Annotated in this window: 13 protein-coding genes; 7 read left to right on the forward strand and 6 right to left on the reverse strand. The window is 52.0% G+C overall.

All coding sequences use genetic code 11. The features are described from left to right. Positions 1-12 precede the first annotated feature (12 nt). Together nifS and BLW10_RS09375 are read left to right on the forward strand one after the other, a co-directional pair. A complete protein-coding gene (gene nifS / locus BLW10_RS09370) occupies positions 13-1,233 on the forward strand; it encodes a cysteine desulfurase NifS (RefSeq protein WP_091334196.1) in 1,221 nt (406 codons plus the stop codon). Positions 1,234-1,486: 253 nt separating this feature from the next. Beyond that, a complete protein-coding gene (locus tag BLW10_RS09375; RefSeq protein WP_091334197.1) occupies positions 1,487-1,666 on the forward strand; it encodes a PA3496 family putative envelope integrity protein in 180 nt (59 codons plus the stop codon). A gap of 88 nt (positions 1,667-1,754) precedes the next feature. Here the strand turns inward: BLW10_RS09375 and BLW10_RS09380 are convergent, their stop codons facing one another. The 6 genes from BLW10_RS09380 to purK all read right to left on the reverse strand — a co-directional run bounded on the left by BLW10_RS09380 (position 1,755) and on the right by purK (position 10,379). After that, positions 1,755-5,222, reverse strand: a complete 3,468-nt coding sequence (locus BLW10_RS09380; protein ID WP_091334198.1) for a mechanosensitive ion channel domain-containing protein — start codon at positions 5,220-5,222, stop codon at positions 1,755-1,757. A gap of 133 nt (positions 5,223-5,355) precedes the next feature. Further along, positions 5,356-6,393, reverse strand: a complete 1,038-nt coding sequence (locus tag BLW10_RS09385; protein WP_091334200.1) for a type IV pilus twitching motility protein PilT — start codon at positions 6,391-6,393, stop codon at positions 5,356-5,358. Positions 6,394-6,442: 49 nt separating this feature from the next. Next, a complete protein-coding gene (locus BLW10_RS09390; RefSeq protein WP_091334202.1) occupies positions 6,443-8,164 on the reverse strand; it encodes an ATP-binding protein in 1,722 nt (573 codons plus the stop codon). A 15-nt stretch (positions 8,165-8,179) separates the two neighbouring features. Beyond that, a complete protein-coding gene (gene purE / locus BLW10_RS09395; RefSeq protein ID WP_091334204.1) occupies positions 8,180-8,695 on the reverse strand; it encodes a 5-(carboxyamino)imidazole ribonucleotide mutase in 516 nt (171 codons plus the stop codon). 50 nt (positions 8,696-8,745) lie between these two features. Continuing rightward, positions 8,746-8,994 (reverse strand): hypothetical protein, encoded by a 249-nt coding sequence (locus tag BLW10_RS09400; RefSeq protein WP_177169038.1) that lies wholly within the window; start codon positions 8,992-8,994, stop codon positions 8,746-8,748. 230 nt (positions 8,995-9,224) lie between these two features. Continuing rightward, on the reverse strand, positions 9,225-10,379 hold the full coding sequence (gene purK / locus BLW10_RS09405; protein WP_091334205.1) for a 5-(carboxyamino)imidazole ribonucleotide synthase: 1,155 nt from the start codon (positions 10,377-10,379) through the stop codon (positions 9,225-9,227). A gap of 166 nt (positions 10,380-10,545) precedes the next feature. Between purK and BLW10_RS09410 the strand changes: the two genes are divergently transcribed. The 5 genes from BLW10_RS09410 to BLW10_RS09430 all read left to right on the forward strand — a co-directional run bounded on the left by BLW10_RS09410 (position 10,546) and on the right by BLW10_RS09430 (position 15,050). After that, a complete protein-coding gene (locus tag BLW10_RS09410) occupies positions 10,546-11,589 on the forward strand; it encodes a hypothetical protein (protein WP_091334206.1) in 1,044 nt (347 codons plus the stop codon). Positions 11,590-11,624: 35 nt separating this feature from the next. Beyond that, on the forward strand, positions 11,625-13,358 hold the full coding sequence (locus BLW10_RS09415; protein WP_091334207.1) for a DUF262 domain-containing protein: 1,734 nt from the start codon (positions 11,625-11,627) through the stop codon (positions 13,356-13,358). A 113-nt stretch (positions 13,359-13,471) separates the two neighbouring features. Further along, positions 13,472-14,104, forward strand: a complete 633-nt coding sequence (locus tag BLW10_RS09420) for an MT-A70 family methyltransferase (protein ID WP_091334209.1) — start codon at positions 13,472-13,474, stop codon at positions 14,102-14,104. Between the two features lie 45 nt (positions 14,105-14,149). Then, the gene (locus tag BLW10_RS09425; protein ID WP_091334210.1) at positions 14,150-14,578 is read left to right on the forward strand and encodes a hypothetical protein; all 429 of its coding nucleotides are present in this window, start codon (positions 14,150-14,152) and stop codon (positions 14,576-14,578) included. Positions 14,579-14,639: 61 nt separating this feature from the next. Next, positions 14,640-15,050: a DUF7682 family zinc-binding protein gene (locus BLW10_RS09430; protein WP_091334211.1), complete on the forward strand. Its 411-nt coding sequence runs from the start codon at positions 14,640-14,642 to the stop codon at positions 15,048-15,050. Positions 15,051-15,312: the final 262 nt, after the last annotated feature.

Raw genomic sequence — 15,312 nt, forward strand, 5'->3', positions numbered from 1 at the left:
GAGGCACGCCCGATGACCGCGACCACGCCCGCCATCTATTTTGACAATAACGCCACCACGCAGGTCGCGCCCGAGGTGGTCGCGGCGATGCTGCCCTATTTTAGCGAGCAATTCGGCAATCCGTCCTCGCTTCATCAATTCGGCAATCGCGTCGGGCAAGCGATTCAGCACGCCCGCACCCAGGTGCAAGCTTTGCTCGGAGCTGAGCACGATTCGGAGATTATCTTCACTTCGTGCGGCACCGAATCGGATACGACGGCGATGCTCTCCGCGCTCAAGGTGCAGCCAGAACGCCGCGAGATCATCACCACAGCGGTTGAGCATCCGGCGGTGCTGGCGCTCTGTCAGCAGTTAGCCAAAGAGGGCTATACCGTACACTATTTGCCGGTTGACCAACGCGGGCGGCTCGATCTTGCTACCTATGCGCAGTTGCTGTCGGAACGGGTGGCGGTTGTCTCGGTGATGTGGGCGAACAATGAAACCGGCACCCTATTTCCGGTTGAACGCATGGCTGAGTTGGCGAAAGCCGCCGGCGTGCTATTTCACACCGATGCGGTACAGGCGGTCGGCAAAATCCCGCTCGATCTCAAGTACAGCGCGATTGATATGCTCTCGCTGTCTGGTCATAAATTGCACGCACCTAAAGGAATTGGCGTGCTCTATTTGCGGCGCAACACGCGCTTTCGACCGCTGCTACGCGGCGGACATCAGGAACGCGGACGGCGGGCGGGCACCGAAAATAGCGCCGCGATTGTCGCGCTCGGCACCGCCTGTGCGATGGCGCTCGATGCGCTCGAACACGAACAGACCGCAGTTCGCGCCTTACGTGATCGGCTCGAACAGGGGTTGCTCGCCGCCGTGCCGAACTGTTTTGTAACCGGCGATCCAGACCATCGCTTGCCGAATACCTGCAATATCGCCTTTGAGTACATCGAGGGTGAGGCGATTTTGCTGCTGCTGAACAAACTCGGCATCGCCGCATCGAGCGGCTCGGCCTGTACCTCGGGGTCGCTCGAACCTTCGCATGTAATGCGGGCGATGGGCATTCCCTACACTGCCGCGCATGGCACCATCCGTTTTTCGCTCTCGCGTTACAACACGGCAGAAGAAGTCGAGCGCGTGATTGAAGCTGTGCCGCCGATTGTGGCGCAACTGCGGCGACTTTCGCCCTATTGGGGTGAAACTGGCCCTATTGTTGATCCGCAACAGGCGTTTGCGCCGACGTATGCGTGAACAATTTGCGTTGTTTTAAATCGCACGAGATTTATTCCCAAGCATAAATTGATACCAACTGATACACCTATTTGCGCATCACCTGCATCAACCGATCCACATTAGCGGCTGGTGGCTGGAAGCTGACCGCTGGCAGCCCAATTAAACACATCAAAAGCATTGAACAAATCAACTGTTCCGCGCCAAATTTAGCCGTTATATGGCGGCTCTAGCATTGTGTTGCATGTTGTTCAATCCCCGAGGTAAGAAGGAGATGTTGGATCCCGAAGTTGGTTACGGCGATGAGTTATTAGAGCGCGTCCCGTCGATCTTGCCACACGAGTCACGCGGCCAGCCAGCCAGTCTGGACGTGCGCCGCCGTATCGAGCACATGCGCGAAATCAAGCGGTTACGCGAGCTGCTCGACGATCCAGATTTCGACGAATTGAATTGACCCGCGATTGATCCCCGCTGAGGCGGCGTGGCTGGTTGCGTCGCCGCTTGGCTGTATTCATCCCGTCACGCACCACCCCGCCTCTCCCCTAACCGATAACTGATGGCCTGCTTCGTTGCTCGGCATTGTGTCGAATCGAATGCAGGCGCACATCAAGCGGTTCGTGGGTGTGCAGCCGCACTTCGCGCTGTGGAAAAGCCATCGGGATTCCCTCGGCGGCAAACGTATCATAAATTGTCTGATTTAATTCCGTGACCACACCGATGCGCCCGTCGAGTGAATCCATATAACAACGCAGCATCAATAACAGCGCGTTATCACCAAAGCCTTCAAAGCTGACTAATGGAGCCGGATCGTCGAGCACCCGTTCATGTTCGTTGGCAATGCGCCCGAGTAATTCGAGTGCTTTGCGCGTGTCGCTGCCGTATTCGATACCGATGGGAATACTGATGCGATTTTGCTGATCGGTTAGCGTCCAGTTGAGCAGGCGGCCAGTGATAAATTCTTTATTCGGCACCAGCAATTCTTGCCGATCCCAATTGCGAATGGTGGTTGCGCGAATGCGAATATTTGTGACCACGCCGGTGGTATCACCAATCGTCACAATATCGCCAACGCGCACCGGACGCTCAAATAAAATAATTAAACCGCTAATAAAGTTGCCGATAATCTCTTGCAATCCAAAACCAATGCCGACGCCGAGTGCTGCAACTAACCATTGAATTTGGCCCCATTGCATTCCCAGCGTATTAAAAGCCAGCAAAAAAGCCACCGTTGTAATTAAATAACTCGATAGCGTTTTAATGGTATAACGCGCTCCCGCAGACAGCGCGTTGCTTTGTAACAGCAAAATTTCGAGCAGCGCCGGTAAATTCCGCGCCGCAATGGTGGCGACGGCGACAATTAAAATCACCATGCCAATATCTGCGACTGTGACCGGAATTAACTGTTCAGCGCCATTAACCACGCCGCTATAATGCCAGAGGGCGAAGCGTTCCAAGACGCTAAATGCCGGCAGCACTTCCGACCAGGTTGCCCACAAGCCAATAACGCCAGCCATAAAGATCGCGGCATTAATCAGGTGGCGTGTTTGTTCATCGAGCGCGGCTAAATCCGGTTCCGCTTCATCAACCTGAAACACCTCCGGTACCGCGCTTGTATCACTACGCTCAGACGGTTCATGCTCGGCTTGAGCACGGCGGGCAGCTTGACGTTCCAATGCCGCTTGCAGCGCGATGCGGCGACGGGTGATGCTCAACCAGCGCACGACGGTTTGTTGCGCCACAATCAGCCCCAGCACCAACCAGAGTTGATACACCAGCGATTGAAACAAGATCGCGGCGGTGTAGAGATAGCCGACTGCGGCCAGCACCGCCAGCGCCAGCGGAATCCCGACAATCAGCGGAAACCACAGCGAGCGCAGGCGATAGAGCCAGCCGTGCGGATGATCGAGCAAAAACTGTTTGATCGCGCCCTGACTCGGATGCAGCAGCCGCGCAAAAAACACGCTCGTTCCGATCAAGCACGCAATCAGCAGCACGCGCCCGAGGCTATGGGTGTGCGCCGGATCGTTGTATTGATAGAGTGCGCCAGTCATCAGCGCCAGCGGCACAACGTAGAGCGTAAACCAGCCGAAATCACGGCGGAGACGGGTGAGCGTGGTCAGTTTCCAGCGAAAATGCTTTTCGGCGACCCCGCTGCTCAGGGCCAGCAGCCGGAACACGCGCAGACAGTAGAGACCAAAGGCGACCTGACTTAAGCCCGCACCCAGCGCCCGTGTGTAGGGCGTGGCCAGCGGCGACAGCATGAGCTGTTGGCCGAGCAGCCAGAACAAATAGGCCGCCGGCAGTGCGATCAACAGGGTCAGACCGAGTGCTTCCAGCGTCAGGCGAATGCTATCGGTACGCACCCGCCGCAGTGGTTCAGCGCGGGCGCGAATCGCCCGCCGAGCGCGGGGCGTGAGCGCAATTAGCACGATATTGAGCGCCAAGCCCAGCCAAAATAACGGCGAATGCCGGATACGCTCATTGAGCACCTGCACCACCTCCGCCCCGCCGTCGAGTGACACCAGCCAGCCGAGCGCCGCGGGCAGATTGGTCAGGGTGTCGAGATTGACTACAGTGGCACTGCGCACCCAGAGCAGATTTTCGGCCAGAAACGCTTCGTAGATTTGCGCCGCCTGCACCACCTGTTCGGCGGCATAATTCAGCTCACTGAGCTGGTGGATCGAGTCATCTTCGCTCTTGATGACTTGGCGCAACAGATTTTGGCGCTGCTTGAGCACATCGAGCAGTTCTGGGCGCACGCCGCGTGCCTGCACCGCCGGTTCACTCAGCGCCAGCTCATCGAGATAGCGATCCAGATCGCGCAATTGGCGATCCTCCTCACGATGACGAATCTGACGCAAGGTGGCATCGGCAATCGCATTCTCGCGGGCGTTGATTTGATGACGATACTGGCGCTGATCGGGCAGTTGATTGCGCTGATCGAGCAGCACCTGACCCAGCGCCCGCGTCAAACCGGCGACCTCTAGTCGCTGCTTCGCGCCGCGATAATCATCTTCGATGCGTTTGCGCTCGGCTTCCACCCGCGCCCGCTCTTCGCTCAAACCGGATAATTGCTGCGCACTGGCACTCAAGGCCGCTGTCAGCGCCGCATTGTGCTGCAACCACTCGCGCACCAACGGATGCTTATCCTCAGCTTCACGCTGGGCGCGTTCGGCCGCCTGTTGCTCGACCTGCGCTTGCTCGGCACGTTGTTGACTTAACGCCTCTTCCAGCGCCCGCTGCTGAACACGTAAATCGCGCAAGTGCAACGCTGCCAAATCGTGCTGAAGTTTCAGTAGGGTCAGACTAGCGGGCTGGCTCAACAGCTCCTGTTCCAGCATCCGCATCTCACTCTGCAACGCTTGACGCTGGGTCTGCGCTGCCCAAGCCTGCGCTTGCGTCAATTCGGGCGCGTCATCAGTGAGCGGCGGTGTATCAGTGGTCTGCGCATCAAGCGCCTGTTTAATCACAATCAGCCGCTCACGGGCTGCTTCCGGTCGGCGCTGACTGGCGTCGATCAATTGATTGAGTTCATTCACGCGCAATTCTTGCGCAGCGGTTTCAGCTTGCGCTTGATTCAGTCGTTGACTGAGTTGATCGCTGGTTAATCCCGTCGGCAATTTTGGCGGTTTAGCAGATCCGGCACTGGTTTCACGCTCCAGCGTTTTCTGCAATGCTTGCGTTTGTTTCGGTGCTGCTTTTAAGGCATCCGCTAATTCTGTCCGCCGCGCATCGAATTTTTCAATCTCACTTACATTCACCAGTGCGCGACGATAGAGTTCTATTAAGCTCGATTTAAGCGTTTCATCAAGGCTGGTGCTGGCTTCAAGTAATTTAATCTGCGCTTCAATCTGGGATTGCGTTGGGAGCGGTGTTGAGGTGGCGGCTGCTGAACGCGAACTGGATGTAGAAGCGGCATCCTGAGCATATAGATTCAGTGATAGCCCAGACAACACCACTAATAACACCGCGCCTAATCGAAATAGCGGAGAGGATATATAATCAATCATGGGGGAAATCTCCGGAACAGCTTCTAGCTATCAGCGATCAGCCGTTTTAACAAGCGGTTTTATCACAATGGCGCGGCGAAATAGCGCGGTTAGTGACACGCTGCTATAGCTGGAAGCTAAAAGCTGGCCGCTGCTACATAAAATCCTCTTTATTCTGCGCTTTCGCCCGCGCATCTTGGCGGTTAATCAATCCTTTAGAAATTAATTCTTTAAGATTTTGATCGAGCGTCTGCATGCCATGCGCTTGACCGGTCTGGATTGATGAATACATCTGCGCAATTTTCGCCTCACGGATGAGGTTGCGAATAGCTGGAGTGCCGATCATGATTTCATGCGCCGCAATGCGTCCACCACCAACTTTTTTGAGCAGCGTTTGCGAAATCACTGCACGCAATGATTCGGAAAGCATAGCGCGTACCATGTCTTTTTCAGCGGCGGGGAATACGTCAATAATACGGTCAATCGTTTTGGCCGCTGAGGTAGTATGCAGCGTGCCGAAAACTAAGTGACCCGTTTCAGCAGCGGTCAGCGCCAATCGGATGGTTTCCAGATCGCGCATTTCACCGACGAGAATAATATCCGGGTCTTGGCGCAAGGCCGAGCGCAAGGCTTCGCTAAATCCGAGGGTGTCTTTATGGACTTCACGCTGGTTAATTAGACATTTTTTGCTGATATGCACAAATTCGATTGGATCTTCAATCGTAAGAATATGCGCGTATTCATTTTCGTTAATATGATCAATCATCGCTGCTAATGTGGTTGATTTACCGGAACCTGTCGGCCCAGTGACCAAAATCAACCCACGCGGAACATCAATAATATCTTTGAAACTTTTGGGCGCTTTGAGTTCTTCAAATGAAAGCACTTTGGAAGGAATCGTGCGAAAGACCGCGCCCGCGCCACGCTTTTGATTAAAAGCATTGACACGAAATCGTGCTACACCGGGAATTTCAAATGAAAAGTCGGTTTCTAAAAATTCTTCATAATCTTTGCGCTGCTTGTCATTCATAATATCGTAGACAAGCGAATGCACGGCTCGATGTTCCAACGGCGGAACATTGATGCGGCGCATATCGCCATCGACGCGAATCATAGGCGGCAAGCCAGCGGATAAATGCAAGTCAGAAGCGTGATTTTTGACGCTAAAGGCCAGTAATTCGGCGATATCCACGGTGTTTGGCTCCGGTTAAAGAATTGAGTGAGCGATGAGTTTTCGGCGATCAGCTATTAGCCGCCAGTGATCCGCTTCCAGCCGTCAGCTCATCTCGGTGCGGCGCACAGTGCTGTAATAAACAGGCAACCAGCGATTCTAATTCCAGCGGTTTCGGGAGCACGGCATTGACACCGGCAGCCTGCGCAATGGCAATTTGTTCAGTCAGCACACCGGCGGTTAAGGCAATAATCGGCAGGCTGCTGAATCTAAATCCGAGTTGGTCGCGAATCAGGCGCGTGGCCGCCAAGCCATCGAGAATCGGCATGTGCCAATCCATTAAAATCGCGTCGAATTGCTCGGGATGTGCGGTCAAATCCATGATCGCTTGTTGCCCATCAGCCGCTAATGTCACCTGTGCTCCTTCGCGCTGGAGCAGATATTCGAGCAGTTCGCGATGCATGCCGCTGTCATCGACAACCAGTAGCTGTAGGCCGTGCAAGCGTTCCGTTGTCGTCGGCATGGCCGTCGCCAGCCGCGACATCGGTGGCCGTTCGTTGACGGCTTGGGTGTGAAAACTTAGCTCGAACCAAAAGCGGCTGCCGTGATTGGGTTGACTCGCGACGCCAATCACGCCGTCCATCAGCTCGACCAGTCGTTTGCAGATCACTAAGCCTAAGCCACTGCCGCCATAGCGTCGGGTGAAGCTGCTGTCGGCTTGGGTGAAGGGGTTGAACAGACGCGGGAGGATGTCGGGGGCAATGCCGATGCCGCTATCTTCAACCTCAAAGCGCAGGTGGTGCGTCATCGCATCGTGGTGGAGCACCTGGAGATGCAGCGCAACCTGACCGTGATCGGTGAATTTGATCGCATTATTGAGCAGATTCATCAAAATCTGTTCCAGCCGCAACGCATCACCGTACAGCGGGCCGCGTGCGACCAGCGGGACTGGATCGAAGTGAAGCGCCAGTCCTTTGCTTGCGGCAGCGTGGCTAATCAGCCCATCGAGTTTGGCCAGCAGCGGTTCGAGCTGAAAGCATTGGGTTTCGATGCGCAGTTGTCGCGCTTCGATCCGCGCCAGATCCAAAATATCATTGAGAACCGCCAGCAGGGCTTGACCAGCGTGGCGAATATGTTCAACCAGTGCGCGTTGATCGTCATTGAGCGTGCCAAATTCGAGCACCTGCGCCATACCGAGCACAATATTGAGCGGCGTGCGAATTTCGTGGCTCATGTGTGAGAGAAATTCACTTTTGGCGCAATCAGCTGCTTCCGCCGCTTCGCGTGCTTCGTGCAGCTCCAGTGCCTGCTGTTGCGCACACCAATACTGTTCACGCAGTGCAAGCTGACTTTCAATCAGATTGCGCATCTGCTCCAGTAACAGCGTGATGTCGTGGTTCTCAGGATAGGCCTGGTCATGGAGCAGACAGAGCGTGCCGAAGGCTTCGCCGGTGCTGAGACGAATCGGCACGCCGAGATAGGCATTAAACTGGTGCTGGCGCTGATCGGGGTTATCGCACCATTCTGGCGACTGCGTGGCATCGACCACATGCAGCAGTTGGCCGCTGGCAATCACGCGCTCACAGTACAGACCGGAGTCGCTGAGTCGTGCGCGGTCGCCGACATGATACGGATTGTTGGGACTGGCGCTGGCGACCGCAACCGCGATGTCATCGCCGATGCGATGCCGGATGAGACAGGCTCGCACCTGCGCCAAGCGTGCCATCAGATCGACAATCGTTTGCCACTGCGCCAGCGTTGCGGGCGGGATGCAATCAGCCGCTGTCTGCAAGACACCATCCTCCAGTTAATGCTCGGGCACACCATCGCGTTCGAGCAGTGCGACCTTCTCCATCACCAGCGCTTCCAGATCGCGCTTGTACTGGGCTACGCGCTCCAAAATCGTTGCATCGGCGGTGCCCAAAATCTGTGCCGCGAGCAATCCGGCATTTTTTGCGCCATTGATCGCAACTGTGGCCACCGGCACGCCAGCGGGCATCTGCACAATCGACAACAGCGAATCCTGACCGGAGAGCGCCGAGGTTTTGATCGGTACGCCAATCACCGGCAGCGGTGTGAGTGCAGCGGCCATGCCCGGCAGATGCGCTGCGCCGCCCGCACCGGCGATGATGACGCGCAGACCGCGTGCTACCGCTGTTTGCGCATAATCATAGAGACGCTGCGGGGTGCGATGGGCCGAAACGATGGTTAGTTCATAGCGCACGTCGAGTGCATCTAATATTGCGGCGGCCTCGCGCATCACCGGCAAATCCGAATCACTGCCCATGATAATGCCGACGGGAAGGGGGTGAAGTTGGCTCATCAATCTTGCGCGAGAAATCCCGTCCTTTCGGGCGGGGAGGCAGAGTGCCGTTAAGCTGCCAATCTCGCTTCCTCCGGTTGTGTTGGGTTGAATGAATAGCTATAGCCATCAGCGCGTTGCAGCACTGAGCAATAGCGATGGGCAATACCTTGAACCACACCAGTAGCGGTTTGAATATTGAAGCTGCCTGAGGCGCGTATTGCCACGCGCCCGACGTGAACTCCAGCTTTTTTACCGCTCGGTATGTGAGCGATGACCCGATCCCTGGTCTGAAATCCATGAATGCGCTTGTGGCGCATCAGATCTCGGGACTGTCTACAACCGGCTCCCGCTTCGCAGCGGCGATCAGAACCTTCGGCGTTTTACCTTGCGCCAGCCTAATCCTGACCTTTCAGAGCGGCGGACTGAGGAAGCATCCGCCGGTGAGTCTTGACGACCTATTGTAAACGTAGCGGGTTGGTTACCGCTTTCCCTGGTCAACGTGGCTTGCGAGTTGCCTCACAAGCCCCTGCCATAAGGCGGGGGTCGTTTACGGATGATCGGCTCCCGAAATTTCAATCAAATCGCGCACGCGCAGTGCTTTATGTTCAGCTTGGGTGATGTCTGGATCGAGCACTGTGACATGCCCCATTTTGCGATAGGGCGCAGTGGCCGCTTTGCCATAGAGATGCACGCACACGCCCGGAATAGTCAGCGCCGCGTTTAACCCTTTAATCACAGGTCGTCCGCGATGATCCGGTGCGCCAAGCAGGTTAATCATCGCCGCCGGCGAAAGCTGATCGGTCGCGCCCAGCGGCAAGCCGACCACAGCGCGTAAATGTTGCTCGAATTGATCGGTGATATTGGCCTCAATCGTGTGATGACCGGAATTATGCGTGCGCGGCGCAACCTCGTTGACCAACAGCTCACCGGCTTCAGTCAAAAACAGCTCGACGCCAAAAATACCGACACCACCGAGCGTTTCGACCGTGCGCACCGCCAGCGCCGTCGCAGCGGTGGCGATTTCGGGCGCGATCCGCGCCGGTGCCAGCAGCAAATCGAGCACATTTTCGCCGGGCCGAAACACCATCTCGACCACTGGATAGCAGCGGCAATCACCATCATGGCCGCGTGCGACGACGACCGCGAGTTCTTTGACCGCCGGCACGAAGCGTTCAAGCAGCGACGGCACGGGCAGATGACGCGGGTAATCCTCGGCTGAATGCAGAATCGACACCCCGCGCCCGTCATAGCCACCGCGCCGCGCTTTTTGCACCAGCGGATAGCCAAAATCGGCGAACGCCTCGGCCGTCGGCTCGGGCATGGGCACGAACGCAGCGGTGGGAATCCCGGCAGCCGCCAGCGCCTGTTTTTGCGTCAGCTTATCTTGAATCAGCGCCAGCACCCGAGGGGACGGGTGAATGCTGTGCCCTTCATGTTGAAGCTGAATCAGGGTTGCCGTGTCAATATCTTCGATATCGAAGGTGAGCACATCACAGGACGCGGCCAGCTCGCGCAGTTTCGCCGGATCGTGATAATGACCGACAATCTGATGGCCAGCGACCTGACCAGCCGGGGAACCGGGCGTTGGATCGAGCACGACGCAGGTACAACCGAGGCGCTTGGCGGCTTTGGCTAACATGCGACCGAGTTGGCCGCCGCCAATAATCCCGATCCGAGCAAGAGGTAAGGGGAAAACATCCATTGAACAAATGATCGGCGTTCTTCAAACAGTTGGAAAGCCGCGCCACCGCACACAGACGCACGGCGAAACGGAACAAGCGGCTATTGTGGACTGGGAGCTAGGCTTAGACTAGTGCTGGTGGCGAAATCGTCGCATCACGCTCCGTTATCAACCGGCCCCTATCATCATGTTTTTTGCGCATCACCGCTCAACTACTGGCCAGCCGCATCGCGGATCGGTCACGCTCCTCTGCCCGCATGTGTTAGAACCGCTGCCCGCGCCGAGCGGACAGGCGCGGGCGGCTCCGCTGTTGCAACGACTGCTGGCGCGGGCCGATCCATCGCCCAGCGTGGAGACCGATCCGCTGGCGGCGCTGTTGCGGGCGGCCGGTTGTCGCTGGCCAATGGATGCGGAGGTACCGAGTGCGGCCGTGGCGCTGCTGGGCGAAGGGGTGGCGGTCGCGGCAGATACCGTCTGGATGCACGCCGATCCCGTCCATTTACGCCCAGATCGCGATCAGTTGCGCGTCTATGCCGGAGCACAGGTGGCACCAAATCCAGCGGAAGCAGCGGCCTTAGTCGCGGCCTTTAATCAGCATTTTGCTGAAGAGGGCGTCGCGTTGATCGCGCCTGTACCGGAACGCTGGTATTTGCGCCTGACGCCAGCGCGGACGTTGGTGACGCATCCGCTCTATCGGGTTCAGGGCGAATCTATGGCGGATTATCTGCCGCAGGGCGCAGATGCGCGGGCGTGGATGCGGTTACTCAATGAAACACAAATGTTATTTCATGCGGCAGCGGTTAATCGGCAGCGCGAAGCGGCGGGGCGTCCGTTAATTAACGGGATTTGGACATGGGGCACTGGGATATTACCGCAGATTATTGCGGATCAAATACCTGAGCAATTGATTGGTGAAGGGCCATTATTAGCAGGTTTAGCAACATTGACGGGCTGTAAGCTATCGCGCCTCGCTGAATGGCAAGCGGCCATTCCAACAACAGGAACGCACTGTATTGTCTGGAATCAGCATTGGCACGCATGGTTAGCACGCGATGTCATTGCTTGGGATCAAGCGACAATTGAATTTGAGGCACTGATTCAGCAATTATGGGACGCATTGCGTGCAGGACATTTAGCGACGGTTCATCTTGATCCTAATTGCGGATCGGTGTTTACAATAACGCGGCGTCAGACTTGGCGGGTTTGGCGTTCTCTCGCTCTCGGTTTCTGAATAAAATGTTAATCATCGCAAAAGGTTAAAACAAAATGTCAAAGCTCAATGTAGACCAAAAAAATATCTTTGATCTTTTATCTGATAAAAAAGCAGATTTTCTGATTCCCGATTATCAACGTCCTTACGCTTGGGACGAAGATCAATGTCAAACGCTTTGGGATGATATATTTTTGTTTTCATTTCCTGATAATGACTATGAATTGTTCGACGAAAACGAAGAATATTTTCTCGGTTCTATCGTCACATATAAAAATGCGCAGGGAAAATCGGAAGTAATTGATGGGCAGCAGCGTCTTACAACACTGATGCTGGTTTTACGCGCTTTTTATGATAAATTTGCTAACATGCAAGATAGAAACTCTATATTAACCCGTGATCGCATCGAAAAATGTATTTGGAAAACAGATACTTTTGGAACGGCAGACAAATCTACACTTAAAATTGATTCAGAAGTTGCAACAGATAGCGATAAAGAAGAATTTCTTGATTTGCTAAAAACAGGACAGGTAAAACCAGAAAGCAAAAGCCAGTACGTTAATAACTATCGGTTTTTTCAGAAAAAAATTGATGCGTTTTTACAAGAATTTGCAGGTTATTTTCCCTATTTACCTGCCAGAATACTAAACAATTGTATTCTTTTACCTATTGAAGCAGAGTCGCAAGACACAGCCCTTCGGATTTTCTCGACGCTCAATGATCGAGGTTTACCTTTGTCTGATGCAGATATATTTAAAGCGCAGTTTTATAAGTATTATGGTGGACTTAACAGGAAAGATGAGTTTATTTCAGATTGGAAAGAACTAGAAGAAATAACAAAATTAGTATTTCACCCGAATACCGGCACGCCAATGGACGAATTATTTACCCGTTATATGTATTTTCTTCGCGCTAAAAAAGGAAACAAAAATACGACTACGGAAGCTTTAAGAAAGTTTTATGAACAAGATAAATATAAACATCTAAAACAAGATGAAACGTTACCAGAACTAAAAGCATTGGCGCTATTTTGGAAAAGCATTAGCTGTCAAGATAAAGAGCGATTTTCTGATAATATACTTAAAAAGCTTTTCGTTTTAAATTATGCACCAAACGGTATGTGGCAACATATAACATCAGTCTATTTTTTGCAAAACAGAATGGAAGATGGTTTGTTAAAAGAAGAAAAATTTAGAGATTTTCTAAACAAGATCACTGCTTTTATTTTTACGTATGCAATTACGAATTCGGGAGTAAACGCTTTAAGAACACCTATATATGATGAAATGATTAACATTGTTAATGGAGTTGATGTAACCTTTTCTAAGTATAAATTTGTTGAGAATCAAGCACGTTCTTTTTTTGAGAACTATAAGTTTACAAATCAAAGGAACATCACGCGATCTATGATTACTTGGTATGCGTATACATTTTCAGATCAGCAACTTCTTGATATTAAGGAAGTTTTTCATATAGAACATATTTACTCGAAAAAACGTCAAGAAATGGAATGTGGCTTAAAAAATACGAGCAATCTCGAATTGTTAGGTAACAAAATCTTGCTTGAAGAAAGCATTAACATTAAAGCATCAGATTATCATTTTGAAGATAAAAAGAAAATTTATGGTGGTGCGCAACGTCGCGGAAAAAATAAAGAGCCTAGCAAAATTGCTGAAATCTCTCAAATCATTGACTACAAAGAATTTTCCGAACAAAATATAGTTGAGCGAAACAAGGCTATATTGGATAAATTTTTTGATTTTTTACGCGACGAAGATTTATTATCTTAAGTAAGTGCTTGAATGAAAATGTTGAGTTGTGCGCCATTTAGATTAGATTATTTAACGTCAATCTTATATCTGGCACGCAATCAACCTACGCGGTTATATAAAAAAGAGGCATAATGAACGCATCTGATGATTTGCTAAACGAAGTCGGTACAAAAAAATTCTCAACCGTTTTAGCCGATCCACCGTGGCAGTTTCAAAATCGAACCGGAAAGATGGCACCCGAGCACAAGCGTCTTTCGCGTTATCCAACGCTGTCTTTACAAGAAATAAAAGACTTGCCTGTTCAGTCGATAGTCACGGATACCGCTCATCTCTATTTATGGGTTCCAAATGCGTTACTTCCAGAAGGCTTAGAAGTCATGAAAAACTGGGGCTTTATTTATAAAACCAATTTAATTTGGTACAAAATAAGAAAAGATGGCGGCCCAGATCGACGCGGCGTTGGATTTTATTTTAGAAATGTTACTGAAGTGATTTTATTTGGAGTGCGTGGAAAAAACGCTAGAACCTTGCAACCCGGTCGAAGCCAAGAAAATATTATTTCGACACAAAAAAGAGAACACAGCCGCAAACCAGACGAGCAATACAACCTTATCGAAGCGTGCAGTCCTGGCCCCTTTATTGAGTTATTTGCACGCGGCTCACGTAAAGGTTGGTTTGGGTGGGGAAATCAAGCAGACGCCTATACCCCAGATTGGAATACATATTCTAATCACTCTCAATCAAATTTTGTTTTATTTGAATAGCATATTGCTTGTTCATATCATTCAGTTACTGCTCGACTATGCCATATGTATCAAGCTAAACTCAGCGCATTCAAAAACATAGAAAACCTAGCTGGCAAAGCATGGGAACACGCAGTTGCGATTGATGTCCTCGCTACTACAGACATCAAAGACTGCTCGCTTGAATGCTTTCATTATCAACAACTGCTTGAACTGTTTTTTAAGCACATCCTTGAAACCAAAAGCCGCTTCGGTGCCTATAGCAAAACGCATAAACTGCAACGCCTCCTTGAAGAAGTCATTGCCAACACAGCTTTTCGCACAGATAAAACTCAATATCTGATGCCCTTGCAAGTTATCACCGTCTGTGCTGAAGAATATCGTTATAATTTTTTAATTGATTGTGACGGTTACAAACAAAGTGTTGTAATTTGCAATCAACTGCTTGATGAACTGATAACCTTTGAACGCGACACTTTATCTCAATTCGATTAGACTGCAATACTGACTACATATCGAGCATCAAATTAAACTTACTGAAAACTGGTTTGTATCTATGAAAAAAACTTTCCCCTGCGGGCATACAGGTAAAGGACAATACTGCCACCGCTGTAAACAGGAACAAACACGCACAGAACAAATTTGCGCAACCCAGCAAAACCACAAAGACTGGCATAAACTGTTTGAATTAGATGCAATCGACCTTCGCCCGCTGAACTCAAAAAACCTAGTCGAAAAAGCACGAAAAATCATCGCCGATATTCATGCTGGCGGCTCCTATACTATTTATAAAGGTAAACGCATGAATTATGATCGGCACGTTATTTCGGTGCCACTTAACCGCGACTGGCGATTGATTTTTCAAGATACGCAAGATGGCATTCGCTGTTATCAACTCTTGTCACACGAACAATATAACGTCAAAAAACCTGGCTCATCTCAGCTTCATTCGCATTTCAATACCTAGTTACGCGATTTTCTGATGACGAAGCATTAGCTGTTCCGTCCCGTGGGATTATATTCCGAAAAGGAGCTATCCTTTGTTCCAAGCCCGCGAGGCACTGCGCACACTCAGTGATGAGCTGAAGACGACCAAGCGGCAACTGCTGACGACACCATCCGCGACCTGACGGGACATCTAATCATGAATCTGAACCTACATCGCAACGCCCGCACCACGCCCGCGATTCGTCAGGAGCTACGCGAGTCCACGAAGTCAGAGCGCGAAC

This window comes from Allochromatium warmingii (assembly GCF_900107145.1).
Taxonomy (GTDB): domain Bacteria; phylum Pseudomonadota; class Gammaproteobacteria; order Chromatiales; family Chromatiaceae; genus Thermochromatium; species Thermochromatium warmingii.